Origin of the sequence: Pseudomonas sp. CFBP13528 (assembly GCF_005233615.1) — a bacterium.
GTDB lineage: Bacteria > Pseudomonadota > Gammaproteobacteria > Pseudomonadales > Pseudomonadaceae > Aquipseudomonas > Aquipseudomonas fluorescens_AM.
In genome coordinates, this window is record NZ_QGAJ01000001.1 from 139,096 (window position 1) to 165,462 (window position 26,367).

Annotated in this window: 25 protein-coding genes; 13 read left to right on the forward strand and 12 right to left on the reverse strand. The window is 62.4% G+C overall.

What is annotated here, in order from left to right; all coding sequences use genetic code 11:
* Position 1: 1 nt before the first annotated feature.
* From PspCFBP13528_RS00680 to glmS, 4 genes are all read left to right on the forward strand, one after another.
* Positions 2-418 carry a F0F1 ATP synthase subunit epsilon gene (locus PspCFBP13528_RS00680; RefSeq protein ID WP_032885166.1) on the forward strand — a complete coding sequence of 139 codons (417 nt, stop codon included), beginning with the start codon at positions 2-4 and terminating at the stop codon, positions 416-418.
* Positions 419-540: 122 nt separating this feature from the next.
* Complete coding sequence (glmU, locus tag PspCFBP13528_RS00685) at positions 541-1,908, forward strand: bifunctional UDP-N-acetylglucosamine diphosphorylase/glucosamine-1-phosphate N-acetyltransferase GlmU (RefSeq protein WP_101218799.1); 1,368 nt, start codon at positions 541-543, stop codon at positions 1,906-1,908.
* A 229-nt stretch (positions 1,909-2,137) separates the two neighbouring features.
* Entirely contained in the window at positions 2,138-2,905 is a 768-nt protein-coding gene (locus PspCFBP13528_RS00690; protein ID WP_065886690.1) for a DeoR family transcriptional regulator, read from the forward strand.
* A 10-nt stretch (positions 2,906-2,915) separates the two neighbouring features.
* Positions 2,916-4,748, forward strand: coding sequence for a glutamine--fructose-6-phosphate transaminase (isomerizing) (gene glmS, locus PspCFBP13528_RS00695; protein WP_057011543.1), 1,833 nt, complete (start codon positions 2,916-2,918; stop codon positions 4,746-4,748).
* A gap of 285 nt (positions 4,749-5,033) precedes the next feature.
* Here the strand turns inward: glmS and PspCFBP13528_RS00700 are convergent, their stop codons facing one another.
* The 6 genes from PspCFBP13528_RS00700 to PspCFBP13528_RS00725 are packed head-to-tail and all read right to left on the reverse strand — an operon-like array spanning position 5,034 to position 10,721.
* Complete coding sequence (locus tag PspCFBP13528_RS00700) at positions 5,034-5,966, reverse strand: phosphatidate cytidylyltransferase (protein ID WP_065933648.1); 933 nt, start codon at positions 5,964-5,966, stop codon at positions 5,034-5,036.
* 1 nt (position 5,967) lies between these two features.
* The gene (locus tag PspCFBP13528_RS00705; protein ID WP_065953327.1) at positions 5,968-6,588 is read right to left on the reverse strand and encodes a lysophospholipid acyltransferase family protein; all 621 of its coding nucleotides are present in this window, start codon (positions 6,586-6,588) and stop codon (positions 5,968-5,970) included.
* A gap of 9 nt (positions 6,589-6,597) precedes the next feature.
* Entirely contained in the window at positions 6,598-7,041 is a 444-nt protein-coding gene (locus PspCFBP13528_RS00710; protein WP_137199473.1) for a hypothetical protein, read from the reverse strand.
* Positions 7,031-8,329, reverse strand: coding sequence for a phosphatase PAP2/dual specificity phosphatase family protein (locus tag PspCFBP13528_RS00715; protein WP_137199474.1), 1,299 nt, complete (start codon positions 8,327-8,329; stop codon positions 7,031-7,033). Before PspCFBP13528_RS00715 ends, PspCFBP13528_RS00710 begins: the two co-directional genes overlap by 11 nt.
* Before the next feature lie 2 nt (positions 8,330-8,331).
* The gene (locus PspCFBP13528_RS00720; RefSeq protein WP_137199475.1) at positions 8,332-10,086 is read right to left on the reverse strand and encodes a bifunctional alpha/beta hydrolase/class I SAM-dependent methyltransferase; all 1,755 of its coding nucleotides are present in this window, start codon (positions 10,084-10,086) and stop codon (positions 8,332-8,334) included.
* 11 nt (positions 10,087-10,097) lie between these two features.
* Positions 10,098-10,721, reverse strand: a complete 624-nt coding sequence (locus PspCFBP13528_RS00725; RefSeq protein ID WP_065953323.1) for a CDP-alcohol phosphatidyltransferase family protein — start codon at positions 10,719-10,721, stop codon at positions 10,098-10,100.
* A gap of 310 nt (positions 10,722-11,031) precedes the next feature.
* Between PspCFBP13528_RS00725 and PspCFBP13528_RS00730 the strand changes: the two genes are divergently transcribed.
* The 8 genes from PspCFBP13528_RS00730 to cfaB all read left to right on the forward strand — a co-directional run bounded on the left by PspCFBP13528_RS00730 (position 11,032) and on the right by cfaB (position 20,178).
* Positions 11,032-12,936, forward strand: coding sequence for a protease modulator HflK (locus PspCFBP13528_RS00730; protein WP_137199476.1), 1,905 nt, complete (start codon positions 11,032-11,034; stop codon positions 12,934-12,936).
* A 12-nt stretch (positions 12,937-12,948) separates the two neighbouring features.
* Positions 12,949-13,938: a protease modulator HflC gene (locus PspCFBP13528_RS00735; protein ID WP_137199477.1), complete on the forward strand. Its 990-nt coding sequence runs from the start codon at positions 12,949-12,951 to the stop codon at positions 13,936-13,938.
* Positions 13,935-14,969 carry an SPFH domain-containing protein gene (locus PspCFBP13528_RS00740; RefSeq protein WP_137199478.1) on the forward strand — a complete coding sequence of 345 codons (1,035 nt, stop codon included), beginning with the start codon at positions 13,935-13,937 and terminating at the stop codon, positions 14,967-14,969. Before PspCFBP13528_RS00735 ends, PspCFBP13528_RS00740 begins: the two co-directional genes overlap by 4 nt.
* On the forward strand, positions 14,966-16,852 hold the full coding sequence (locus PspCFBP13528_RS00745) for a cation-translocating P-type ATPase (protein WP_137199479.1): 1,887 nt from the start codon (positions 14,966-14,968) through the stop codon (positions 16,850-16,852). Before PspCFBP13528_RS00740 ends, PspCFBP13528_RS00745 begins: the two co-directional genes overlap by 4 nt.
* Before the next feature lie 116 nt (positions 16,853-16,968).
* Entirely contained in the window at positions 16,969-17,220 is a 252-nt protein-coding gene (locus tag PspCFBP13528_RS00750; protein ID WP_065953319.1) for a hypothetical protein, read from the forward strand.
* A gap of 61 nt (positions 17,221-17,281) precedes the next feature.
* Positions 17,282-18,127: a DUF692 domain-containing protein gene (locus PspCFBP13528_RS00755; protein WP_101218746.1), complete on the forward strand. Its 846-nt coding sequence runs from the start codon at positions 17,282-17,284 to the stop codon at positions 18,125-18,127.
* Positions 18,118-18,906, forward strand: coding sequence for a DNA-binding domain-containing protein (locus PspCFBP13528_RS00760; protein ID WP_137199480.1), 789 nt, complete (start codon positions 18,118-18,120; stop codon positions 18,904-18,906). The genes PspCFBP13528_RS00755 and PspCFBP13528_RS00760 overlap by 10 nt, the downstream gene beginning before the upstream one ends.
* A gap of 87 nt (positions 18,907-18,993) precedes the next feature.
* Positions 18,994-20,178 carry a C17 cyclopropane fatty acid synthase CfaB gene (gene cfaB, locus PspCFBP13528_RS00765; RefSeq protein ID WP_137199481.1) on the forward strand — a complete coding sequence of 395 codons (1,185 nt, stop codon included), beginning with the start codon at positions 18,994-18,996 and terminating at the stop codon, positions 20,176-20,178.
* A 109-nt stretch (positions 20,179-20,287) separates the two neighbouring features.
* Here the strand turns inward: cfaB and cls are convergent, their stop codons facing one another.
* On the reverse strand, positions 20,288-21,727 hold the full coding sequence (cls, locus tag PspCFBP13528_RS00770) for a cardiolipin synthase (protein WP_137199482.1): 1,440 nt from the start codon (positions 21,725-21,727) through the stop codon (positions 20,288-20,290).
* 130 nt (positions 21,728-21,857) lie between these two features.
* Between cls and PspCFBP13528_RS00775 the strand changes: the two genes are divergently transcribed.
* On the forward strand, positions 21,858-22,379 hold the full coding sequence (locus PspCFBP13528_RS00775; protein WP_065886672.1) for a DUF3617 domain-containing protein: 522 nt from the start codon (positions 21,858-21,860) through the stop codon (positions 22,377-22,379).
* A 74-nt stretch (positions 22,380-22,453) separates the two neighbouring features.
* Here PspCFBP13528_RS00775 and PspCFBP13528_RS00780 read toward each other — a convergent pair whose 3' ends face one another.
* The 5 genes from PspCFBP13528_RS00780 to folE2 are packed head-to-tail and all read right to left on the reverse strand — an operon-like array spanning position 22,454 to position 26,322.
* On the reverse strand, positions 22,454-23,014 hold the full coding sequence (locus tag PspCFBP13528_RS00780; RefSeq protein ID WP_065886671.1) for a DapH/DapD/GlmU-related protein: 561 nt from the start codon (positions 23,012-23,014) through the stop codon (positions 22,454-22,456).
* On the reverse strand, positions 23,011-23,889 hold the full coding sequence (locus tag PspCFBP13528_RS00785) for a metal ABC transporter substrate-binding protein (RefSeq protein WP_137199483.1): 879 nt from the start codon (positions 23,887-23,889) through the stop codon (positions 23,011-23,013). Before PspCFBP13528_RS00785 ends, PspCFBP13528_RS00780 begins: the two co-directional genes overlap by 4 nt.
* 11 nt (positions 23,890-23,900) lie before the next feature.
* A complete protein-coding gene (locus PspCFBP13528_RS00790; protein ID WP_101218740.1) occupies positions 23,901-24,767 on the reverse strand; it encodes a metal ABC transporter permease in 867 nt (288 codons plus the stop codon).
* Positions 24,767-25,435, reverse strand: coding sequence for a metal ABC transporter ATP-binding protein (locus tag PspCFBP13528_RS00795; protein WP_137199484.1), 669 nt, complete (start codon positions 25,433-25,435; stop codon positions 24,767-24,769). Before PspCFBP13528_RS00795 ends, PspCFBP13528_RS00790 begins: the two co-directional genes overlap by 1 nt.
* The gene (folE2, locus tag PspCFBP13528_RS00800) at positions 25,432-26,322 is read right to left on the reverse strand and encodes a GTP cyclohydrolase FolE2 (RefSeq protein WP_137199485.1); all 891 of its coding nucleotides are present in this window, start codon (positions 26,320-26,322) and stop codon (positions 25,432-25,434) included. The genes PspCFBP13528_RS00795 and folE2 overlap by 4 nt, the downstream gene beginning before the upstream one ends.
* Between the last annotated feature and the right edge of the window lie 45 nt (positions 26,323-26,367).

The window sequence follows — 26,367 nt, forward strand, 5'->3', positions numbered from 1 at the left end:
GATGGCTATGACAGTCCATTGCGATATCGTCAGCGCGGAAGGGGAAATCTTCTCCGGTCTGGTAGAAATGGTGATTGCACACGGCGAACTCGGTGACCTGGGTATTGCCATGGGCCACGCGCCGTTGATCACCAGTTTGAAGCCAGGTCCGATCACTCTGACCAAGCAAGGCGGGGAACGTGAGGTGTTTTACATCTCCGGTGGTTTCCTCGAGGTTCAGCCGAACATGGTCAAGGTACTTGCCGATACTGTGCAACGTGCTGGCGACCTGGATGAAGCCTCCGCTCAGGAAGCCGTCAAGGCTGCCGAGAAGGCGCTGAACGAAAAAGGCGCAGACTTCGACTACAGCGCTGCTGCAGTCCGTCTGGCCGAAGCTGCAGCGCAGCTGCGTACGCTCCAGCAGATCCGCAAGAAGTAAGCGGCTTTGCCGTTACGCTTCACGCGTGATTGATTAAAAAGGGTAGCCTCGGCTACCCTTTTTCTTTTTTGCAAAACACTTCTCTGGTCTGAAGCCGGACCGCCCAGGATTGGTAGCCATTCATGTCTCTTGAAATCGTAATTCTCGCCGCAGGCCAGGGCACCCGCATGCGCTCAGCCCTGCCCAAGGTGCTGCACCCGGTCGCAGGCAATTCCATGCTCGGTCATGTTATCCACAGCGCCCGGCAGTTGGCCCCGCAACGCATTCACGTGGTCATCGGGCACGGTGCCGATGTGGTACGTGAGCGTCTGGCCGCAGACGACTTGAATTTCGTATTGCAGGACAAGCAATTGGGCACTGGCCACGCCACTGCGCAGGCCGTGCCGTTCATTACCGCTGATACCGTGCTGATTCTCTACGGTGACGTGCCGCTGATCGAAGTGGAAACCCTGCAACGCCTGCTCAAGCACGTGGTGCCAGGCCAGATGGGCCTGCTCACCGTTGAGCTGGACGATCCCACCGGCTACGGACGTATTGTGCGCAATGCCGACGGTAAGGTCGCCGCGATCGTCGAGCACAAGGACGCCAGCGAAGCCCAGCGCGCCATTACCGAAGGCAATACCGGCATTCTCGCCGTGCCGGCCGACAAGCTGGGCGACTGGATGAGCCGCCTGTCCAACAACAACGCCCAAGGCGAGTACTACCTCACTGACGTCATCGAGATGGCGGTCAGTGACGGCCTGGTGGTCGCCACCGAACAGCCCCACGACCCGATGGAAGTGCAGGGCGCCAACGACCGCAAGCAGCTGGCGGAGCTGGAGCGCCACTACCAGATGCGCGAAGGCCGCCGCCTGATGGCCCAGGGCGTCACCCTGCGTGACCCGGCGCGTTTCGATGTACGGGGTGAAGTGACGGTCGGCCGCGACGTGTTGATCGATATCAACGTGATCCTCGAGGGCCGCGTGATCATTGAAGACGACGTGGTGATTGGTCCGAACTGCGTGATCAAAGACAGCACCTTGCGCAAAGGCGTGGTGGTCAAGGCCAACAGCCATATCGACGGTGCGGTGATGGGCGAGGGCAGCGATGCCGGGCCGTTTGCGCGGTTGCGTCCGGGTAGCGAGCTGGGAGCCAAGGCCCATGTGGGTAACTTTGTCGAACTGAAAAACGCCCACCTCGGTGAAGGTGCCAAGGTCGGTCACCTGACTTACCTGGGTGATGCTGTCATTGGCGCCCGCACCAATATCGGTGCCGGCACCATCACCTGCAACTACGACGGCGCCAACAAGTACCAGACGACGATTGGCGAAGACGTATTCATCGGCTCCAACAATTCGCTGGTGGCTCCTGTGACCATCGGTGATGGTTCCAACACCGCAGCGGGCTCAACCATCAACCAGGATGTGGATAAGTCGCAACTGGCCGTAGCGCGTGCGCGCCAGCGCAACATCGACGGCTGGAAACGCCCGGTCAAAATCAAAAAAACCTGAGTACCCCAGTCTGACAAGCAACAAAATTCCAATGTGGGAGGGGGCTTGCTTCCCGATGGCGGTGCATCGGCCAGGACATAGACTGACTGATACACCGCCATCGGGAAGCAAGCCCCCTCCCACATTGGCCTGTGTTATTTCAAAAATAGTGATCGCCACCGCTTGACGATCTTTCGCCAATAGGTTTTGATTGCCTTCGTTATCTTTCGAAACGAAACTTATCACTGCCATGTCGAAACGAAACACCCCCCAACGTCGCCACAACATCCTGACCTTGCTCAATGAACAGGGCGAAGTGAGTGTGGACGAATTGGCCAAGCGTTTCGAAACGTCGGAAGTGACCATCCGCAAGGATTTGGCCGCCCTCGAAAGTAATGGCCTGCTCCTGCGCCGCTACGGTGGTGCAATCACCATGCCTCAGGAACTGGTGGGCGACGCGGCCCAGCCGGTGTCGGCCTACAAGCGTGCGATTGCCCGCGCCGCCGTGGTGCGCTTGCGTGAACACGCGCGCATCATCATCGACAGCGGCAGCACCACCGCCGCGATGATTCCCGAACTGGGCCATCAACCCGGCCTGGTGGTCATGACCAATTCCCTGAACGTGGCCCGCGCCTTGAGCGAGCTGGAGCATGAACCGGTGCTGCTGATGACCGGCGGTACCTGGGATCCGCATTCGGATTCGTTCCAGGGTCAGGTCGCCGAGCAGGTTTTGCGTTCCTACGATTTTGATCAACTGTTCATCGGTGCCGACGGTATCGATTTGCAGCGCGGTACCACCACCTTCAACGAATTGCTGGGCCTGAGCCGCGTCATGGCCGAGGTCGCCCGTGAAGTCGTGGTGATGGTCGAATCCGACAAGATCGGCCGCAAGATTCCCAACCTGGAACTGCCCTGGAGCAGTGTCCATACCCTTATCACCGATGATCGCCTGCCGCTCGAGGCCCGCGACCAGATCCAAGCCCGCGGCATTACGCTGATATGCGCGGCAGTCATCTAGGAGAAATACCATGTGTGGAATTGTTGGCGCAGTCGCCGAACGTAACGTAACGGCCATCCTGATCGAAGGCCTCAAGCGCCTGGAATACCGTGGCTATGACAGCGCCGGTGTCGCGGTCTTCACCAACGCCGGCAAGCTGGAGCGTATGCGTCGTCCGGGCAAAGTCAGCGAGTTGGACCAGGCCCTGGCCGGCGAGCCACTGGTAGGCCGCCTGGGTATTGCCCACACCCGCTGGGCTACTCACGGCGCACCTTGCGAGCGTAACGCTCACCCGCACTTTTCGGGCGACCTGGCCGTGGTGCACAACGGCATCATCGAAAACCACGAAGTGCTGCGCGAACAACTCAAGGGCCTCGGCTACGTGTTCACCTCGGACACCGACACCGAAGTCATCGCCCACCTGCTCAACCACAAGCTCAAGGACCACAGCGACCTGACCACCGCCCTCAAGGCCACGGTCAAGGAACTGCACGGCGCCTACGGCCTGGCCGTGATCAGCGCCAGCCAGCCTGACCGCCTGGTTGCCGCGCGCAGTGGCAGCCCACTGGTGATCGGCCTGGGCCTGGGCGAGAACTTCCTCGCCTCCGACCAACTCGCCCTGCGTCAAGTGACCGACCGCTTCATGTACCTGGAAGAAGGCGATATCGCCGACATCCGCCGTGAAAGCGTGCAGATCTGGGACGTCAACGGTCAGTCCGTCGAGCGCGAAGCCGTGCAATACCGTGACGGTGCCGAAGCCGCCGACAAGGGCGAGTTCCGCCACTTCATGCTCAAGGAAATCCACGAGCAGCCTTCCGTGGTGCAGCGCACCCTCGAAGGTCGCCTGAGCCAGAACCAGGTGCTGGTCAACGCCTTCGGCCCACAAGCCGCCGAGCTGTTCGCCAAAGTGCGCAACGTGCAAATCGTCGCCTGCGGCACCAGCTACCACGCCGGTATGGTTGCGCGTTACTGGCTGGAAGAACTGGCCGGTATCCCGTGCCAGGTCGAAGTTGCCAGCGAGTTCCGCTACCGCAAAGTGGTGGTGCAGCCCGACACCCTGTTCGTGACCATCTCCCAGTCCGGCGAAACCGCCGACACCCTGGCCGCCCTGCGCAACGCCAAGGAGCTGGGCTTCCTCGGCAGCCTGGCGATCTGCAACGTCAGCATCAGCTCACTGGTGCGCGAATCCGACCTGACCCTGCTGACCCAGGCCGGTCGCGAAATCGGCGTCGCCTCGACCAAAGCCTTCACCACCCAACTGGTCGGCCTGTTGCTGCTGACCTTGTCCCTCGGCCAAGTGCGCGGCACCCTCGCCGAAGGCGTTGAGGCCACCCTGGTGGAAGAACTGCGCCGCCTGCCGACCCGCCTGGGCGAAGCCCTGGCCATGGACGGCACCGTGGAAAAAGTCGCCGAACTGTTTGCCGACAAGAACCACACCCTGTTCCTCGGCCGTGGCGCGCAGTACCCGGTCGCGATGGAAGGTTCGCTGAAACTCAAGGAAATCTCGTACATCCACGCCGAAGCCTACCCGGCCGGCGAACTGAAACACGGCCCACTGGCCCTGGTGGATGACGACATGCCCGTGGTCACCGTGGCGCCGAACAATGAGCTGCTGGAAAAGCTCAAGTCCAACCTGCAGGAAGTGCGCGCCCGTGGCGGCCAGCTGATTGTGTTTGCGGACGAAAAGGCCGGCATGACCAACGGTGAAGGCACTCACGTGATCAACATGCCGCACATCCACGACACCCTGTCGCCGATCCTCTACACCATCCCGCTGCAGTTGCTGTCGTACTACGTCGCCGTACTCAAGGGCACCGACGTTGACCAACCGCGCAACCTGGCGAAGTCGGTAACGGTGGAGTAAGCCTGACTGGCGTACCCAAAAGGGGCTGTTTCGACAGCCCCTTTTTACGTTTTGGATTCGCTCCATTCAAGGATGCGGGCCGATGCAAAGTCCTTCTGCGACTGTCCATGCACGCTTGTACCTTCGGCGGTCTGAGTGGGTCCTGAAGCACCAAAAACCAAGGTGGGAGGGGGCTTGCTCCCGATAGCAGTGGCTCAGTCAACTCACAGGTCACTGATACTCCGCCATCGGGGGCAAGCCCCCTCCCACAGTTTGATCTTCATTGGTTTTGAGAAAGGGGAAGGCTCAGGTCCACCAGTAGCGCACGAGGTGGAAGAAGATCGGCGCCGCAAAGCATACCGAGTCCAGCCTATCCAGCATGCCGCCGTGCCCCTCGATCATATGGCCCCAATCCTTCACGCCGCGGTCACGCTTGATCGCCGACATCACAATCCCGCCGGCAAACCCCAGCAAGTTGATCAACAGCGCGATCAGGAATGACTGCCACGGGTTGAACGGCGTGGTCCACCACAGCGCCGCACCGATCAGGGATGACAGCAGGATGCCGCCGACAAAGCCTTCCACGGTTTTGGACGGCGAGAGGTTGGGCGCGATCTTGTGTTTGCCGAACAACTTGCCGCACACGTACTGCAGCACGTCGGACAGTTGCACCACGATCACCAGGTAGGCGATCAGCAGCAGGTTGCGGCCTTCATAACCGGGGATGTCCAGCGTCAGCAGCGCCGGGACGAACGACACGCAGAACACCGCGATCATCAGGCCCCATTGCACCTTCGATGCGCGCTCCAGAAAGTGGGTACTGTCGCCGCCCAGGGAGGCGAGGATCGGCAGCAGCAGGAACACGTAGACCGGGATGAAGATCGAGAACAGCCCGTACCAATCGGCATAGATCAGCACGTACTGCAGCGGCAGCGCCAGGTAGAACGCCGCTACCAGCGCCGGGTAGTCGCTGCGCCGGGTCGGCGTGAGGGTGAGGAATTCGCGCAGGGCGTAGAACGACACCGCGTAGAACAGCAGGATCACCGCGCCGGTACCGAGCCAGAAGGCAATACCGATCACGACCACCATCACCCACCAGGCGTTGATGCGCGCATTGAGGTTGTCGATCACCGCATTGGGGTTGCCACGGGTGCGCAGCTTGAGGATCAGGCCGATCAGCGAGGCGGTGACCAGGATCGCGCCGATCCCGCCGAATAACATCAGGGTTTGGCTATCCATCTCAGGAATGCTCCGGGGCGAGGGCGAGCAGGGCGTCGCGTGTGCGGGCAAGGAACGCGGTTTTGTCTTCGCCTTCTTCCAAGTGCAGTGGAGCGCCGAAGCTGGTTGTGCATAACAATGGCAATGGCAGGACACGGCCCTTGGGCATGACGCGGTTGAGATTGGCTATCCACACCGGGATCAGCTCGGCCTGTGGGTAACTGTTTGCCAAGTGATACAGGCCGCTTTTGAACGGCAGCAAGCCGTCCTCCAGATTGCGCGTACCTTCGGGAAAGATAATCAGCGAGTCGCCGCCTTCGAGGGCGGCGAGCATCGGCTGCAGCGGGTTATCCACAGGCTCCTTGCGCTCGCGATCGATCAGCACGCCATTGAACACACGGTTGATGATGTAGCGGCGCAGCGCGCTTTTATTCCAGTAATCGCTGCCGGCCACAGGGCGGGTGAATTTGCGCAGGTTCTGCGGCAGCGACGCCCACACCAGCACGAAGTCGCCGTGGCTGCTGTGATTGGCGAAATAGATGCGTTGTACCGGCACTGGCGCGCAACCCAGCCACAGGCTGCGAGCGCCCGTAACGGTGCGGGCCATGGAGGTAATCAGTGTGGCGACCACGGGTTCGAACATGGGAACTCCTTATCCGGCGAAAGGTAGCCAAGGGCTGGCAAGTATCACGCCCAGGGTCAGCAACACTTGCGCGCCAAGCAGCCAGGCCTGTTTGCGCAGCAATTTGAGTGCGCCACGACGGCGTTCGACCCAAGGCCTGCCGGCGCGCTCGGCCGATTGCAGGCCAAGGGCTTGCAGGGCTTGGTCAAGGTCCGGGGTGCGCTCGGTGTCGCGGGCCAGCAGGGCGAACAAATCGGCATCGAACGCAACGCGTAGCGCCCAGTATTTTTGTAGAAGGCCCAGGATGATCATCCACAAGGCCAGCAGCAGGCAGATCGTCGAAACGCTCGCCATCAGCAACTGGGCCAGACCGAACAGCACACCGACCAGGGTCAGGCCTGTGGATAACTGGTCCAGCGAACGGCCACGACGCAGCAGGCTGGCAACTACGTGCAGCTCCATGTCAGCGGGCATGGGACAACCCCTCCAAAGCCAAGCGATGTGCAGGATGCAGGACCACACGGGTTCGTGCTGTACGAATAATAGCCAGCGCCTGGTCGACCGTCGCCGCGCGCCCGCTGTGCAACAGCCAGGCTGCGATGGCCGTTGCGCTGCGCGAGTAGCCCAGGGCGCAGCACACCAGCAGCGGGCCGTCCAAGCGCAAGCGTTCGATGGCCTGGGCGGCTTGCAGGCATTCGGCGGGAGTTGGCGCAATCAAGTCCAGAACAGGGATGCATTGATAGCGCCGGCCTTGTGGATCAATCGGCAATTCGGCGCAGAGATCGACGATGGCCTTGAATGGCGGTTGCTCGCTGGCCGCAGGAATCCGCCCCAGCCAGACGTTATCCACAATCAGGTCGGGCTGTGGGTGGGTACGTGTCCACAGCCGCGAATTGATCCAGGCGCCAGCGAGGTAAGGCGCATACAGCCAACGCGCTGCGGGCGTCAGCTGGCCATCGCTGCGTTTCTGAAAGCCCTCGGCACCCAGCAGCCAGTAGTTGGTCGCGACCAGGCCGAGGGATGCCGCCGGCCATAGCAGCCATAACCCCCAACCGCCCAAGGTCAGCGCGAGCAGCATCAGCGCCAGCGCGCCAAGGGCGTAGCGCGCACCCAGCCAACCGCGTTTAGAGTCGCGTGTCAGTCGGGCATTGCGCAGCGGGCTGGGATGTTCCAGCGGCCATAGCCACACGCACAACCAGCCGGCGAGGGCGCCTGTGGGTAAGTCGATGAAGTGATGTTGATAAGTGGTCAGTACGGAAATACCGATCAGTGCAAACCAGCCGTGCACTGCCCAGCGCCAGAGACCCTGGGTATGCCGCTGATATACCACCCACAGGATCACCAGCAGCGCGATATGCAGTGAAGGCGCCTGGTTGAAGGGTTTGTCGAAGCCTGCCAGCACTGCAAACAACCAGCCGAACACGCCCTCCAGTTCCGGCCGTTCGAAGGTGAAGCGTAGCGGCCAGATCAGGAAGCAACTGACGGCAATCACCTGGGCCGTCAGCAGGCGCAGGGCGTGTTGCCTGAGTTCGTGGCGGGTGCTCGGCAGCAGCAGGGAGAAACCGTACAGCAGGTCGATGGACCAATAAGGCACGATGGTCCAGGCCCAGAACGGCATATGGGTTTCCCAGCCGAACACCAGCGTACCCACATCGCTACGCTGGGTGGTGACCCAGGTGGCGAGGCCGTAGGTGCTGAAAAACAGCGGTGCCAACAGCAGCAGCCAGAGAAGCGCTGGTTTGAATAAGCCGGGTTCGCGCATGCTCAGATCTTCTGCGCCAGGGACACCGTGAAAATGCCCCACTCATCCACACGCTGAGTGATCTTGCGAAAGCCTGCAGCCTCCACCAGTTGGTCCATTTCCGCCTGACTGCGCCGACGCATCACCCAGGCCTGGCCCTGGCGGTGGCTGGTCAAGGCGCGGGCGATCAGTTCCAGCTGCGGGTGCCACGGTTGGCCGGTGTAGACCAGATAGCCGCCCGGTTCCACCGCTTCGGCCAGGCCTGACAACGAACCGCCGACCATGGCGTTATCGGCAAACAACTCATATAACCCGGACACCACCGCCAACGTCGGCTTGGGCTCCAGCGCCGCCAGGCTCGCACGGTCGAACGCATCGCCTTTGACGAACTGGGCAATGTCGCCCAGGCCTTTTTCACGGATCAACGCACCGCCGTCGCGCACGTTGATGTCGCTGTAGTCGCGCAGCAGGATCGATTCCGGCAGCGGCGACACACCCTGCAACGCTTCCAGAATGTACCGCCCGTGACCGGCGGCGATATCGACGATACGCACTTCACGCTCGTCCGCGCGCAACCGCGCCATGGCCAGGCGCAGCAGTTCTTCGACGTTCAGTTTGCGCTGACGAATACCGCGCCAGCCGATGGAGTTCAGGTAGTTGGTGTCGATCATCCGCCCCAGCGCGCCTTTGCCGGTGGGCGTGTTGCGGTACACGTAGTCCAGGGTGCTGCCGGAATCGAAACCGGTGTCGAAGCCCAGTTTCACCCCGTCGGACAGGTTCTTGCCCAGGCCCATGCTGGCGCGCGTCATGCGCCAGTACAGATCGCGCAGGGAATTGCGCGGCAGCGGTGCGGCGAGGGCTTCGGATTCGGCGCAGGTGGCACCCAGTTTGTCGGCATCCAGCAGGCTGGCGCGGTCCAGTGGCTGCGCGAAGCTTTGCAGGATAAAGCGCCTGGCGCTGTTGACGGCCGTGGCGCGGTCACGTTCACCGAGGGTGTCGTGGAAGAAACCGGGAAGCACATGCAGCTCTTTTTTCAGGCTGCCGAGACGCTCGAAAAACTGCTGCTGGGGTTTGCGGTGCACCACGAAGTCGGAGCCGGAGATCAGCAATTGGGTCGGCACCTGAATGGCCTGGGCGTCGGCGACCACTCGGTCGGCCGCTTCGTACAGGCCCAGCAGCACGTTCACCGAAATGGCCTTGGTGATCAGCGGATCGCTGTCGTAGGACGCCACGCGCTCCGGGTCATGGCTGAGGAACTTGGCCTTGACGTAGCTGTTGACGAAAAAGTTGCCGCGAAACTTGCGCATCAGTGCCAGGCCCGGGCGGGCGAAAGGCACGTAAAGCTTGACCTTGAAGGCGGGGGAGGCGAGTACCAGGGCGCGGATCTTCGGTGCGTAGTCATGCACCCAGGTGGCCGCGATCACCGCGCCGACGCTTTGGGCGACAACGGCGAGATTTTCTGCGTCGATACCGTAGGTGGCGCCTATGTGGTCGCAGAAGGTCTGTACGTCGCGAGCGCTGGTGGCAAAGCTCGGGCTGTCACCGCGCTCGCCGGGGGATTGGCCGTGGCCACGGGCGTCCCAGGCGAAGAAGTCAAAGTCGGGCAGGCCCAGTTCGTCCACCAGGTGCGCGATGCGACCTGAGTGCTCATGACCGCGATGGAACAACACAATGGCCTTGCGCGGCCCGGCGTCTGCCGTGGCCGTGGCCGTCCAATGCCGGTAAAAAAGCTCGACGCCATCATGGGTGCTGAAGGTGTGCTGTTGCTGTTCGCGCATCGCAGAAATCCTTATGCAATCGGTGAGGTTGCTGATTGTTCCTTGAGGCCGTGGCGCACCCGGTTGACCAGGGTGTAGGCCAGCAGCGCGGCGACCAGCCACATCAGCGTGTCGACCCACCCGGCGCCGAGCCAGCCCAGTGCCACGCCCGTGGCCAGCACGCCGAGTACGAACGCCCGGTCACTCTTGCCCATCGGCCCGTCATAGCGACGCGAGGCGCCCACCATCGGCCCCAACACGCCGGCGTATTCGCTGAACACCGCGAGCAACGTCACCAGCAGCACGGGCGCCAGGCTTACGCCGGGGATCAGCGCAAACGGCAGAATCAAGGCGCTGTCGGCGATCACATCGCACAATTCATTGAGGTAGGCGCCCAGACGTGATTGCTGGCCGAATTCCCGCGCGAGCATGCCGTCGATGGCGTTGAGGGCCATGCGCACAATCATCCACAGCGGGATCAGCGCAAACAGCCAGAGGTGCTGGGCGAAGCCGGCGATCAGCAGGCCCACCAGCACGGAAATGACGCCGGCCAGCACGGTGATCTGGTTGGCGGTGGTGCCGTTGTCATAGAGGCGTTGCACGAGGGGGCGCAGCAGGTTCTGAAAGCGCGGTTTGAGCTGATAGATGGAGATCATGAGGGGCGATGCTTCCTTGTCCGTGGACCCGCGAAAAACTGTTCTGGAGTGTGCCGATTAATTGTCGCGTGCACCAGTGATGTCGCGTGTTTATGGGGGTTTAGTCACGGTCTGGAGAACGCGCAGATTCAAATGTGGGAGGGGGCTTGCCCCCGATAGCGGTGTGTCAGCCAACACCTGTTTTAACAGACCCATGGCCATCGGGGGCAAGCCCCCTCCCACAAGGATCGGCGGCGTGGCCAAAAGCGAACAAAAATTTCACGCCCTGTGTTATATCGTAACGAATTATGTACAAGCGGGCGTTGAGTGGATGCAAGTGGATCTAGAGGCTGCTGGCGCTTCGGTTGAAGGCTTGCCGCGTTTTCAGCAGGGGTTGTTCCATGCCCGTCGATTGAGGCAAGCCGGCATCAGCTTGACTGCCCTGGCCGTCACCGGTTGGGTATTGGCGCTATTTGTCGTTTTGTTTGCACCGGTATCGATCTGGCCGGTGGTGCTGATCAATTGCTCATCGGCCCTGTGGGTGCTGGTTGCCGCGTTGCAGTCGGCGTGGTGGGTGGCCGATTGGCGTGCCCAGGCGCTGGAAGAGCCGCCGGCCGATGCGCAGGTCACAGAGACGGGCCGCTACACTCGCCTGGTGGAGCGCTTGGGCAAGCAGATCGGCGCGCCGGTGTTGTGGTTGTGCGGTTGGTCATTATTGGCGCTGATCAGCATCATCGAATTCTGGAACCTGACGCTACCCGCCGCGGCTGTCGGTCAATCCGCGAGCATCGGCGCGGCGCTGGGGTTGGCGCTGGCGTTCGGTTTGCTGGTGTTCGAGCGGCGCCTGGCCCAGCAAACGCCTGCGCAGTGGCCTGAAGCCTCCCCCCTGGGGCAGCTGTGCCGCGTGGCGATCGGTTGCCTGTTGGTCAGCTCGATTTGCCTGCTGTTCGCCGGTGCCGAGTCGGTGTGGCCGTTGCGCCTGGCCGTGCTGATCGGCCTGCTGCCCGCGCTGGTGGCGCTGGAGTTTCTGTTGCGCGGCGTGCTGTCGCTGTTCAGCCCACGCCAGCCGCGTCTCGAACCGCGCCTGATAGCGCAGAGCTTTGTCGCCGGCTTGCTGCGCTGGCCGCCGCAACCCTTGCTGGCCTTGCAGCATGAACTGCATAACCGCTTCGGCATCGACCTGCGCCAGATTTGGGCGTTTACCTACATGCGTCGCGCGTTCCTGCCGGTGCTGCTGGTAGTGCTGGCGATCGGCTGGGCGCTGACGGGCGTGCATGAAGTGCCTTTGCAGGGCCGTGGAATCTATGAGCGTTTCGGCAAACCGGTAGAGGTATTCGGCCCGGGCCTGCACGTCGGGTTGCCCTGGCCGCTGGGCCGTGTGTTGAACGTGGAGAACGGCGTGGTGCATGAGCTGGCGACCAGCGTCAGCGAAACGGCCGCCCCCGAGTTGGCCAGCGCCGAAGGTCCGGCGCCGCTGATTGCCAACCGCTTGTGGGACGCCAGCCATGTGAATGATAAATCCCAGGTCATCGCCAGCAGCAGCGGCGACAAGCAGAGCTTCCAGATCGTCAATATGGACGTGCGGTTCGTCTATCGCATCGGCTTGACCGACCAGGCCGCGTTGGCCGCCACCTATAACAGCGCCGATGTCCCGACCCTGATTCGCAGCACCGCCAGCCGTATCCTGGTGCATGAGTTCGCCTCGCGCACCCTCGATGAATTGCTCGGCGAACAACGCACCAGCCTCGCCGACGAGATCGGTCGCACCGTACAAGCCGACCTGAACACACTCGACAGCGGTGTGGAAATCCTCGCCACGGTCGTTGAGGCGATTCACCCACCGGCCGGCGCCGCCAACGCCTACCACGGCGTGCAAGCCGCGCAGATCGGCGCGCAGGCATTGATCGCGCGCGAGCGAGGCGCCGCCAGCGAGCAGACCAACCAGGCGTTGCTGCAGGCCAGCACGGCCCGCGACCAGGCCCAGGCCACCGCCGGCGAAGTGAATGCCGGTGCCCAGGCGGCGAACCTGCGCTTTGTTGCCGAACAACACGCCTATGCCGCGGCGGGCCGAGCCTTCGTGCTGGAGCAGTACCTGGGCCAGCTCAGCCAGGGCCTGGCCCACGCCAAACTGCTTATTCTGGATCATCGCCTGGGCGCCGACAGTGCGCCGACGATCGATCTGCGTTCTTTTACTTTGCCGGCCGACCCCTCGATGCCGCGTAAAGCCGTTCAATAAGGAGTCTGTCTGTTGAGCGCTCATTCTCACGATCACGGCCATCACCACGGCCATCACCACCATCACCATCACGGCGATGAACAGGCGGCCGGGCCTTTTCCCTGGCGGCGCATGGCCTGGGCGGCAGTGCTGGTGCTGTTCGCCATCGCGGCGGCGAGCCTGGTGCAGGTGCGTTCCGGCGAGGCCACGGTGATTACCCGGTTCGGCAACCCGGTGCGGGTGCTGCTGGAGCCGGGCCTGCGCTGGCGCTGGCCGGCGCCGTTTGAAGCGGCGATTCCGGTGGACCTGCGCCTGCGCACCACCTCCAGCGGGTTGCAGGATGTGGGCACCCGCGATGGCCTGCGCATCATCGTGCAAGCCTACGTGGCGTGGCAGGTGCAGGGCGATACCGACAACGTGCAGCGCTTCATGCGTGCGGTGCAGAATCAGCCGGACGAAGCAGCGCGCCAGATCCGTACCTTCGTCGGCTCGGCGCTGGAGACCACGGCGGCCAGTTTTGACCTGTCCAGCCTGATCAACACCGACGCCAGCCAGGTGCGCATCGCCGAGTTCGAAGCCCAACTGCGCCGGCAGATCGATCAACAATTGCTCGCCACCTATGGCGTACGCGTGGCCCAGGTCGGCATCGAACGGCTGACCTTGCCCTCGGTGACCCTCACCGCCACGGTCGACCGCATGCGCGCCGAACGTGAAACCATCGCCACCGAGCGCACCGCCGTGGGCAAGCGCGAGGCGGCGCAGATCCGCTCGGCAGCCGAGCGTGATGCGCGGATCGTGCAAGCCGAGGCCACGGTCAAGGCCGCTGATATCGAAGCGCAATCGCGGGTCGAGGCGGCGCAGATCTACGGGCGTGCCTACGCGGCTAATCCGCAGCTGTACAACCTGCTGCGCTCGCTGGATACCCTGGGTACGGTGGTGACGCCAAGTACCAGGATCATTCTGCGTACCGATGCCGCCCCGTTCCGTGCGCTGGTGGATGGACCGAAGGATGTTCAGCCATGAGTGAGCGTGACAGCCCGGACAGCCCCTGGATCCAGGCCGGGCGCCTGACGTTCCTGGCGCTGTACGCAGTCACCGTATTGGCGGCGTTGGCCTGGGCGTTTTCCAATGTGCGCCAGATCGACCCGCAGAACCGCGCCATGGTGCTGCACTTCGGCGCCCTCGACCGCATTCAGAACGCCGGGCTGCTGCTGGCATGGCCGCAACCGTTCGAGCAGGTGGTGTTGCTGCCGGCGGCGGACCGGGTGATCGAGCGTCGGGTGGAGAACCTGTTGCGTTCGGAGGCGGCGGTGCAGGCGGACCGCGTGGCCAGTTTCGCCACACCCTTGAGCGATACGCTGGCCGGCTCCGGCTATCTGCTGACCGGTGATGCCGGGATCGTGCAACTGGATGTGCGAGCCTTCTACAAGGTCACCGAACCCTATGCCTTTGTAATGCAGGGCGAGCATGTGCTGCCCGCGCTGGACCGCCTGGTGACGCGCAGCGCCGTTGCCCTGGCGGCGGCGCGGGACCTGGACACTATTTTAGTGGCGCGCCCTGAATTGATCGGCACTGACAACGGCGCCGCCGAGCGCCGCGAACGGCTGCGCGGTGACCTGGTACAGGGCATCAATCAGCGCCTGGCGCAGTTGACCGCCAGTGGCTTGGGGTTGGGTATCGAAGTGACACGGGTCGATGTGCAATCGAGCCTGCCGGGGCCCGCGGTGAACGCGTTCAACGCGGTACTTACGGCGAGCCAGCAAGCCGACAAAGCGGTGGCCAACGCGCGGACCGATGCGCAAAAGCTCACCCAAACCGCCAACCAGGAGGCTGACCGCCAAGTGCAGGTCGCCCATGCCCAGGCCAGTGAACGTCTGGCCAATGCCCAGGCGCAGACCGCCACCGTCGCCAGCCTGGCGCAAGTGAAAGACCCGGGCTTGTTGCTGCGCCTGTACCGTGAGCGCCTGCCGAAGATTCTCGGCCAGGCCGGCTCGGTGACCACGGTCGATCCCAAAGACGACGCCCGTTTGATCATCCAGGGAGCCGAGCAATGAGCGCACCCATGCTGACCACCGCCGAACAGCGCCGCGCCGCCCGGCAATTGACCCTGGCCATGCTGGCCCTGGGTTTACTCCTGCTGGGCCTGGTATGGCGCTGGCTGGCGGCGGACCAGAGCGGGGTCAGCCAGCTGCTGCTCGGTGTTGCCTCGCTGCTGGTGGCCGTGCCGGTCATGCGTTCGGCCTGGTACAGCCTGCGCTACCCGAGCCTGCATGGCATCACCGACCAATTGATCGCGCTGGCGATGATGGGCGCCTGGGCCACGGGCGATCTGCTGACCGCTGCCCTGCTGCCGATCATCATGATTTTCGGGCATGTACTCGAAGAGCGCAGCGTGATCGGTTCCCAGGAAGCGATCCATGCGCTGGGTAGGCTCACCCGCAGCCATGCGCGCCGGGTGCAGGCTGACGGCAGCATTGTGGAAGTGGATAACGCCACGCTGAACACCGGTGATGTAGTCGAAGTGCGCGCCGGCGACCGCGTGCCGGCCGACGGCGTGGTGCTGTCGGGCCAGGCCAGCCTGGACACCGCGCCGATTACCGGTGAGTCGGTGCCCCTGGAGGCCAGTGTGGGCGTACAGGTGTTTGGCGGAGCGATCAACCTGGACGGCCTGCTGCGCCTTGAAGTGACGCGCACGGGTAATGAGTCGACGCTGGGCAAGGTCATTGCGCTGATGCAGAACGCCGAGCGTGCCAAGCCGCCGATCACGCGGTTGCTGGAGCGCTATGCCGGCAGCTATATGGTACTGGTGCTGTTGCTGGCGGCGGTCACCTGGTTTGTCACCCACGATGCTCAGGCGATGCTTGCCGTGCTGGTGGCGGCGTGTCCGTGTGCATTGGTTTTGTCAGCGCCGGCCACCGCGATTGCCGGGATCGCGGTCGCCGCACGCCATGGCATCCTGATTCGCAGTTCGGCGTTTCTGGAAGAACTGGCGGACCTCACCTCGCTGGTCGTCGACAAGACCGGCACACTGACCTTCGGCACCTTGCGTCTGCAGTCCATCCAGACCGCTTCGACCGATCGCCAGGCACTGCTCAACCTGGCGGCCAGCCTCGGTTCGGCCAGCAGCCATCCGGTCAGCCGTGCGCTGGCGGGGTTGGCGACGCAGGAACAACTGCTGGCGCTGAGCGATATACGCGAGCGCCAGGGGCTCGGCGTGGTTGCGCACACGGAACAGGGCGAAGCGGCGTTGGGCCGTCCCGAACTGTTCGAGCAACTGAATATCGTCACCACCTCGGTGCCTGAGCACGACGGCCCGATTGCCGGGCTGGCGCTGAACGGGCAATTCCTGGCCTGGCTGCTGCTGGCCGATAGCGTCAAACCGGAGGCGCGCCAGGCCTTGCAAGAGCTGCGCGACCTGGGGCTGGGTCGCCAACTGCTGCTCACCGGCGACCGCCAGAGCGTGGCCGACAGCCTGGCCGTGAGTGTGGGCATCGGTGAGGTCCAGGCCCAGGCATTACCGGAAGACAAACTCAACCGTGTGCTGGGGGAGATCGGCAGCGGTTTCCGGCCGATGGTGGTGGGGGATGGGATCAACGACTCTCTCGCGCTGAAAGCCGGCGTGGTCGGCGTGGCGATGGGCGCGGGCGGTGCCGATATCGCGCTGGCCTCGGCCGACGTGGTGCTGATCGGCAGCGACCTGCGCCGCCTGGGCACGTGCGTGCGCTTGAGCCGGCAGTGTCGGCACACCTTGCAGGTCAACGTGATCATTGGCCTGGGTTGGACGCTGGCCATCGTGGTGTTCGCCGCCTTCGGCTGGCTGGGCGCCGCCGGGGCCATGATTGCCGCGGTGTTGCACAACCTCAGCACCTTGCTGGTACTCGGTAACGCCGGGCGCTTGCTGCGCTTTCACGAGCCGCTGTTGAAGCTTGACGAATAACTTTCAGAAACTTTTGTACACGCTGTAACGCTAAAAGGGCGCCTCACTCTAGTGGTGTGTCGAGACTGGGCAACCCGTTCAGACCGACCCCACTATTGATCTATGAGGACTACACAATGAACATCAAGAAAGCCGTTTCCGGTGCTGCCCTGGCTATCGCTGCCGCTTCCCTGTTTGCCGGCGTCGCCACCCAGGTACAGGCCGCCGACGCTCCGGTTCATTGCTACGGTGTCAACGCCTGCAAAGGCATGAACGATTGCAAGACCGCCGAAAACGCCTGCAAGGGCCAGGCGGTGTGCAAGGGCCATGGTTTCAAATCCATGACCAAGGCTGAGTGCGCCAAGGCTGGCGGCAAAGTCGGCGAGTAACCGACGCGAGTGCTGCCGCAGCGGCAATTGCGCCGCTGCGGACACTGTCCAGGAGCGCATGATGGCCAGTTCTTTCCCTTTCCTGGGCTACGGCCTGGGTTTACGCAACGAATACTATGAACAGATCCTTGCCCAATCCCCTGCGGTGGATTGGTTCGAAGTGATCTCCGAGAACTATCTGGTGCAGGGCGGCAAGGCCTTGTACTACCTGGACGCGATAGCCGAACGCTATCCCCTGGTGATGCACGGTGTTTCCCTGTCGATCGGCGGTCCCCATGCCATCGATACCGATTACCTCAAGCACATCCAGCAGCTTGCCGCGCGCATCCAGCCGGCGTGGATTTCCGATCACCTGTGCTGGAGCCGTGGCAGCGCACACCAGTTGCATGACTTGCTGCCCCTGCCTTACACCGAGGAAAGCCTGTACCACGTGGCCAGTCGCGTGCGTCAGGTGCAAGACGTGTTGCAACGCCCGTTGGTGCTGGAAAACGTCTCCAGTTACCTACGCTCCAAGGCGGATGAATTCACCGAGTGGCAATTTCTCAATGCGTTGACACACCTGACGGGATGCCAACTGCTGCTCGACGTGAACAATGTGTACGTCAGCTCGCGCAATCACGGGTTCGATGCCTGGGAATTCATTCGCAACCTGCCGCCTGAGAGCATTCGCCAGCTGCATCTGGCGGGGCATGTGGATTACGGCGACTACGTAGTCGATACCCATGATCATCCGGTGTGCGACCCGGTGTGGGCGCTCTATCAGCGCACCCTGGAACATTTGGGGCCGGTGTCGACGCTGCTGGAACGCGACGATCATTTTCCGCCATTCGAGGCGTTGCTGGCTGAATTGAGCAAGGCCCGGGAACTGGGGGCCACCGCTTTGGCCAGGGGGGCGCTATGCGCCTGATCGATTGGCAGCTGGCCTTCGAGGCGCATCTGTTGTCTGAAACGTCCACCGCCGCCAGTGGATTTTTTTCCACCCTGCTTGGCGGCCCGACGCTGGATGTAGACACGGGCCTGGCGATTTATCAAAACGCTTACCTGTCGCGCTTACAGGACGTGTTACGCCACGACTTCGCCGCCATCCGCTACTGGCTGGGTGATGAAGAGTTTGCCGCATTGAGCCAGGCGTATGTTCGGCGCTACCCGTCGGACCATTACAGCCTGCGTTGGCTGGGTGAGCGCTTTGCAGTGTTTATTCTTGAGCATCTGGTGGCCGAACACAGTATCCCCCTGGCTGAACTGGCGCAGTTGGAATGGGCGTTCACCCTGGCATTCGACGCGCCTGCGGGCGAGCCGCTGACCCTCGATCACATGGCGCACCTGGCTCCTGAGCACTGGCCGCAACTGCGCGTATCGCTGGCACCTTCGGTGCAACACGTGCTGTGCCGTTTCAATACGGTGGCGATCTGGCGGGCCAACAAGGATGAATCGGACTTTCCCGGCAGCCAGGCGCTGGACGTGGCACAGGTGTGCCTGGTGTGGCGTCACCGCAACCTGTGTCAGTACCGCAGCCTGGAACCGAATGAGGCCCGTGCCCTGGCAGGTATGGCGACCACCGGCTGGAACTTTTCAGAACTGTGCATCGAGTTGGCAGTCACTTATGGAGAGGGTGCGCCACTGCAAGCGGCCACGTGGTTGAAACAGTGGATCCAGGAAGGGTTGCTCGAACGTCGGGCTTCATAGCAGGCAGTTATTTAATCGATAGCTTCCTACTTTATTTGGCATGGTCTACCCTCACTCCAGACGTCTGAAACAAGGGGGGGACTACTCATGCTCGCGCAACTTCCACCGGCCTTACAGAATCTTCAGCTACCGCTGCGTCTGCGACTCTGGGACGGCCATGAATTCAACCTGGGCCCGGAGCCCAGTGTGACCATTGTGGTGAAGGACCCTACGGTTGTCACACAGCTGACCCATCCCACGCTCGATTCACTGGGCGAAGCCTTCGTCGAGGGCAAGCTGGACCTTGAGGGCTCCATTGCCGAGGTGATCAGGGTATGTGACGAATTGAGTCACGCCTTGATCGAAGACCACGACGGACCTCGTCCGGTGCGCTCGATCCACGACAAGGCAACCGACGCGGCGGCCATTTCCTATCATTACGACCTGTCCAACGAGTTCTACCAGCTATGGCTGGACCAGGACATGGCGTATTCCTGCGGTTATTTTGAAACCGGCAGCGAGTCCATCGACCAGGCCCAGCAAGACAAATTTCGCCACCTGTGTCGCAAATTGCGCTTGCAGCCGGGTGAATACCTGCTCGATGTGGGATGCGGATGGGGCGGGCTTGCGCGGTTTGCGGCGCGGGAATTCGGGGTCAACGTGTTCGGGATTACCTTGAGCAAGGAACAACTGGCCCTGGCCAGAGAGCGGGTCAGAGCCGAAGGCCTTGAAGAGCAGGTCGACCTGCAGTTGCTCGACTATCGCGACCTGCCGCAGGATGGCCGTTTCGACAAGGTGGTGAGCGTGGGCATGTTTGAACATGTCGGCCACGCCAACCTGGCGCAATACTGCCGGATTCTGCACGGCGCCGTGCGCGAAGGCGGCCTGGTGATGAACCATGGTATTACCGCCAAGCATACCGACGGTCGTCCCGTGGGCCGTGGCGCCGGGGAGTTTATCGAGCGCTATGTCTTCCCCAATGGTGAGCTGCCGCACCTGGCGATGATGACGGCCGAAATCAGCGAAGTCGGGCTGGAAGTGGTGGATGTCGAAAGTCTGCGCCTGCACTACGCCCGCACGCTGGACCATTGGAGCGAGCGCCTGGAGGACAACCTCGAAGCGGCGGCGAAGAGCGTGCCGGAGCACGCTTTGCGTATCTGGCGCCTGTACCTGGCCGGTTGCGCTTATGCGTTTGCGCGGGGCTGGATCAACCTGCACCAGATCCTGGCGGTGAAACCCCATGCCGATGGCAGCCATGAACTGCCGTGGACGCGGGAAGATATCTACCGCTAAGAACACTGAAGATCAAACTGTGGGAGGGGGCTTGCCCCCGATAGCGGTGTATCAGTAACCCAACTTGTGGCTGACACACCGTAATCGGGGGCAAGCCCCCTCCCACATTTTAAAGGATGGGTGAAATCAAGCGCGCCACGCGCATGCCCAGCTGTTGCAGGCGTCGGGTTTCGCGGCTTTCTTCCTGGCTGACTTCATGGGCCAGGGCGAAGTCGTCCAACAGCATCCGCTCCACCTCTTTGGCGAAGGCTTCGTCGACCGTCAATAACATCACTTCGAAATTCAGCCGGAACGAACGGTTGTCCATGTTCGCGCTGCCGATGGCGCTGATTTCGCTGTCCACCAATACCACCTTTTGATGCAGGAACCCCGGGGTGTAGCGAAAAACCCGCACGCCAGCGCGTACCGCTTCGATGGCATAGAGGCTGGAGGCGGCGTACACGATGCGGTGGTCGGGTTGCGAGGGCAGCAGCACGCGCACGTCCACGCCGCGCAGGACGGCCAGGCGCAGGGCAGCGAACACGGCCTCGTCGGGGATGAAATACGGGCTGGTGATCCACACGCGTTGGGTTGCGGCGTGAATGGCCTCGACGAAAAACAGCGAGCAGGTTTCATACGGGTCCGCCGGCCCGCTGGCGAGCAATTGGCAGAGCACGCCGTCTTCCGGATAAGCGTCCGGCAGGATCAGGGGCGGCAATGCCCGCGCGGCCCAGAACCAGTCCTCGGCGAACGACTCCTGCAAGCACGCCACCACCGGGCCGGTGACCTGCACGTGGGTGTCGCGCCACGGTGACAACGGCAGCTTTTTGCCCAGGTATTCATCGCCCACATTGTGCCCGCCGACAAACCCGGTAATGCCGTCCACCACCACGATTTTACGGTGGTTGCGAAAGTTGACCTGGAAGCGGTTCAGCCAGCCGCTGCGGGTGGCGAAGGCCTTGACCTTCACCCCGGCGTCACGCAGCGATTGCACGTAGCGATGGGGCAGGGCATGGCTGCCGATGCGGTCGTAGAGCACATAGATGTCCACGCCTTCGGCCGCTTTTGCCGTGAGTAACCGGTGCAGTTGGCGGCCGAGGTCATCGTCATGAATGATGAAGAACTGGAACAGTACGGCGGTTTTCGCGTTGCCGATGGCTTCGAAGATTGCGCTGAAGGTGGCGTCACCATTAACCAGCAACTGCACCTGGTTATTGGCCAGGCAGGGCATGCGGCCCAATTTGGGCATGGCGCGCAAGGAGGCATAAGCGCTGGAGTTGCGTGCGGCCAGCGCTTCTTCTACCCAGGGGCGCCAGTTCAGTTCGGCGATTGCCCTGTGCATTTCCTGGTTGGCCTGGCGACGTGCCTGGATGTAGGCATCGAACGTGCTGCGCCCGAAAATCAGGTAGGGAATCAGCGTGAGATAGGGCATGAACATCAGCGACAGCGCCCAGGCGATCGAGCCTTGGGCGGTCCTGACGGTCAGTACGGCATGGATGGCGGCGAGGCTCCCGAAAAAATGCAGCGTGGCAATGAAGTAGGCGAGCAGGTGCGGGCCAAAAAAATCCATGAACGACATCACTCCGGGCAGTCCAGTGCGTAACAGACCATGTTCGACAGTGAATGTCGCTATTTTATTTGCCGTGCAACACTGGCGCCTTTGCGGCGTCTAACGCCCACCATTGCCCAGGAGTTACCCGATGAATGCTCGTCTGCTGTGTTTGTCCATGGTTGTTGGTTTGTCGCTGCCGGTGGCGGCGCAGGCGCAGATGTTGGCGCCGGGCTTGTGGGAATTGACCACCAGCAATATGAAAGTCGATAACCAGGACCTGCCGGACCTGTCGCTGATCCTCGGTCAGCTCAAGCAACAGATGACCCCCGAACAACGCGCCATGCTGGAAAAACAAGGTATTACCATGGCCGGTAAAGGCGTGCAGGTGTGCCTGACGCCGGCCCAGGTCGCTTCCGATTCCATCCCCCTGACCGACCCTCAATCGGGCTGCAAACAGCAAGTGACCGACAAGACCGGCAACCAGTGGAAATTCCGCTTCAGTTGCCCTAAAGCGCAAGGCACGGGCGTGGCGACGTTCCAGAGCCAGAAAGAATTCACCACCACCGTCAACGGTACCTTCAATGCCACCGGCATCCAGCAAAAGGGCAGCCTGGACACTCACGCCCAGTGGCTGGGTAACGATTGCGGCACCGTCAAACCTCGCGCTTGACCCTGAAAATGCAGGGGCAGGGTCTGGCCTTCATTGACCCGCCGTCCATTTAGGATCATCAGGCCGCTCATGCGTCAGAACTCGTTTTGCAGGGCTTTGTAACCGCGCACCAGGTCGACATTGGTGCGCGCCACGTCTTCAGAAAACTCCGAAGCGCTGACGCTCACCGGCGGGAATTGCGACAAGTCGGTAGTGGGCCCGATGCGGGTGGTGGAGGGTACGTAGAAGGCCGCGGGCAGGTCGCGCCCGTCCACCACCGAGTTGTGCCGCACCACGCAGCCGTCGCCCACGGCGCAGTTGAACAGTACGCTGTTGAAGCCGATGAACACGCGGTCGCCGACGGTGCAGGGGCCGTGGACGATGGAGCGGTGTGCAATCGAGGTGAACTCGCCGATGGTCACGGCGGCACCGGACTTGGAGTGGATCACTACACCGTCCTGGATATTGGAATTGGCACCGATGGTGATCGGGTCCATGGCGCCGCTGGCGTCGACTTCGTCGGCGCGGATCACGGCGTAGGGACCGACAAACACGTTTTCGCCGATGATGACCTTGCCGCAGATGATCGCGGTTTTGTCGACATAGGCCGATTCGGCTATCACCGGCAGATCGCCGGAAGGGTTCTTGCGAATCATGGTTTGCCCAGCGCGGCGCACAAGGTGTTGAGGTTGTACTCGAACAGCCCGGTAAAGGTACTGGCCGGACCTTCTGCGGCCAGAGCATCGGAGTACAGCGTGCCGCCGATCTGCGCGCCGCTTTCGTCGGCGATTTGCTTGAGCAGGCGTGAGTCCTTGATGTTTTCGATGAACACGGCCTTGACCTTGTCCTTGCGGATCTGGGTGATCAACGCGGCCACTTCGGCGGCCGACGGTTCGCGCTCGGTGGACAGGCCTTGGGGCGCGAGGAACTGGATGCCATAGGCCTGGCCCAGGTAACCAAAGGCGTCATGGGAGGTCACGATACGGCGGTTACCCGCAGGCAGTGCGCCGAACCTGGCCTTGGCTTCGGCCAGCAGGCGGTGGATGTCTTTCAGGTAGGCCTGGCTGTTGCGCAGGTAGTCCGCCTTGTTGGCAGGGTCGGCGGTAACCAGCGCCTTGGTGATGTTGTTGACGTAGATCTCGGCATTGGCCAGGTTGTGCCAGGCGTGCGGGTCGGGGATGGTCTCGCCGTCCTCGTCCATGGTGTGGGAGATCACGCCCTTGCTGGCGGTGACCACCGTGGCCCTGGTTTCGGTGCTGGTCACCAGGCGGTCCAACCATGGCTCGAAGCCCAGGCCGTTCTTGATGATGAGCGTGGCCTTGAGCAGCGCCTTGGCATCGTCCGGCGAGGGTTCGTAGGTGTGGGCGTCGGCGTCCGGGCCGACCATGTTGCTGATCTGGATGTGATCGCCACCAATCTGATGGGTGATGTCATCCAGGATACTGAAACTGGTGACCACCTGGAGTTTGTCGGCGGCCTGGGCCATCGAGAGCGGCAACAGCAGACTGAACAGCACGAGTAAAGCGCGCATTGGAAAACACCTCATTGGGATGACAGCAAGGGCGGGCGGCGCAGTAAGCCGTGCACCGGACCGAAGACCACGGACAGCAAATACCCGCCGCCCGCCACCAGCACGATGGCCGGGCCGCTGGGCAGTGAGTAATAGAACGACAACAGCAGACCCAGCCATACCGACAGGCATCCCAGCACTGCCGATACCGCGATCAGCACCGGCAGGCGCCGGCTCCAGAAGCGTGAGGCGATGGCCGGCAGCATCATCAAACCCACCACCATCAAGGCGCCGATGGCCTGGAAACCGATTACCAGGTTCAGCACTACCAGGGTCAGGAACAGCCCGTGGGCGAGCGGGCCGAGGCGGCTGACGGTTTGCAGGAACAGCGGGTCGAGTGTGTCGAGCAGCAGCGGTTTATAGATCAGCGCCATGGCAATCAGGCTGAAGCCGGTCACCCACAGCATGCCGGTGAGGGTGGTTTCATCCACGGCCAACGCGGAGCCGAACAGCAGGTGCAACAGGTCCAGGCGCTTGCCGGCGATGCCAAGGATCAACACCCCGGCGGCGAGGGAGATGGGGTAGATGGCAGCGAGGCTGGCGTCTTCACGCAGGCCGGTGCGGCGTGTGATCCATGCGGATAACCCCGCCATGCTCAGCCCTGCGCCGAGGCCGCCGATGGTCAGCGCGGGTAGGCTCAGCCCGGCGAACCAGAAGCCCAGGGCGGCGCCGGGCAGAATGCCATGGGCCACCGCATCACCGATCAGGCTCATGCGCCGCAGGATCAGGAACACCCCCAGCGGCGCCGTGCTGCAGGCCAGCACCAGCCCCCCGATCAGCGCGCGGCGCATGAACACGAAATCGACAAAGGGCATCCACAAGTGGGCGGCAAACTGCATCAGGCCACCTGCAATTGCGGTTGTGGGCGAATCAGCTCTTTACTCGGGCCCAGCGTGCAGCCTGTGCTTTTGATATGCAGCACGTTCTGAGTGTGATGGCGCACCGACGCCAGGTCATGACAGACCACCATCAGCGTGCGGCCCTCTTCATGCCAGGCGTGGATGTGTTTCCAGCACAGCGCCTGGCCTTCCTCATCGAGGGCGGCGTGGGGTTCGTCGAGCAGCAACACCGGCGAGTCGGTCAGGCTCATCCGGGCGAGCAGTGCGCGTTGCAGCTGCCCGCCGGACAGGGCCATCAACGGACGTTGCTCCAGGCCGCTGAGGCACCAGTCTTCCAGCACGGCCTGCAGGCGCTCGCTGCGTTGCGGTGGCGTGAGCCGAGTGCCCCACAGTCCGGCGGCGACCAGTTCTTGCAGGCTGATGGGGAACTGTCGGTCCAAGTGTTGCTGCTGGGGCAGAAAGGCCAGGCCGCCGCGCCGTGGAACATCGACGCTGACCTTTCCTGCCAGCGGCTTCTGCAAGCCGGCGATAACCTTGAGCAGGCTGCTTTTGCCACAGCCATTGGGGCCGATGACGCCGGTGAGGCTGCCTTTTTCCAGGGTGAAATCCACGGCGGGAGTCAGCGGTTGGCCCGGAGCGCCCCAGCGCAACGCATTGCAGGTGATCATGTGGAAGGTCTCGTCCAGCGGCTTTCAGCCACGGCATCGTGCGCGTGCAGGCTTTCGGCGTGGACCACTTTGAGGTGGAAGGCTTTGACCGCATCCGAGCGTTTCAAGGCGAGGTTAAGGCGGCGAGCGGCGTCCTCGCAGAACATCAGGTTCTGCCCATTGGCCAGGGCGAAGGCTTGCTCATCGGCACGTTTTACCGCGGTTTGCACGGCGGTGCCGAGGGCTGCTTCGGCACTGTCGATCAAGTCAACGATTGGCAATTGGTTGCCTTGCAGGTGCACGTGCAACTGCGCGCTGCTGCGCTGGCTGTGGGGCGTGGCGACGACGCCGTTGGCGCTGCCGAGCCAGGTCAACACGTCTGCGTGTTGCAATGGCGCGTTGGCAAAATCATTCAGAAATTGCTGCTGAATCAACTGCCTGGCAAGGGCGGCGGAGCATGGGCAGGTTGAGGAGTAAGTCACGTCAATTTTTAGTTCCACGTGGAACATCTGGTTTTCCAGACGCGCCTCGATGCTGACCGGGTAGCGCTTCCAACCATCCAAAGGGCTGACCAGGGCAGGGCGTTTTAACAGCAACTCGGTGTGAATACGCAGGTAGGCGTTATTAGATAAATCTTCATGTGTGTCGAGAAAACGCTGCAGTACATTACGCAGAAGTGCAGGCGTAAGCGGCTGTTGGTCGAACATCTCCAGCGCCAGGTACAAGCGTGACATATGAATGCCACGGGCCGAGCCATCGTCCAGGCTCACACCCGCATCGGCAGTGGCGGCCAGGCGTTGGCCATCGAACAGGACAGGCAAGGCAACGCCGCACATGCCCACCCAGTCGAGGGGCAAGGCTTGGCGTGAAGCCTGCGCGGCGATATCCGGCAGAGTCAGCGCATTCATAAGCAGGTCCATCGTTGGTAATAATTCGACATGTTATAGTATAAC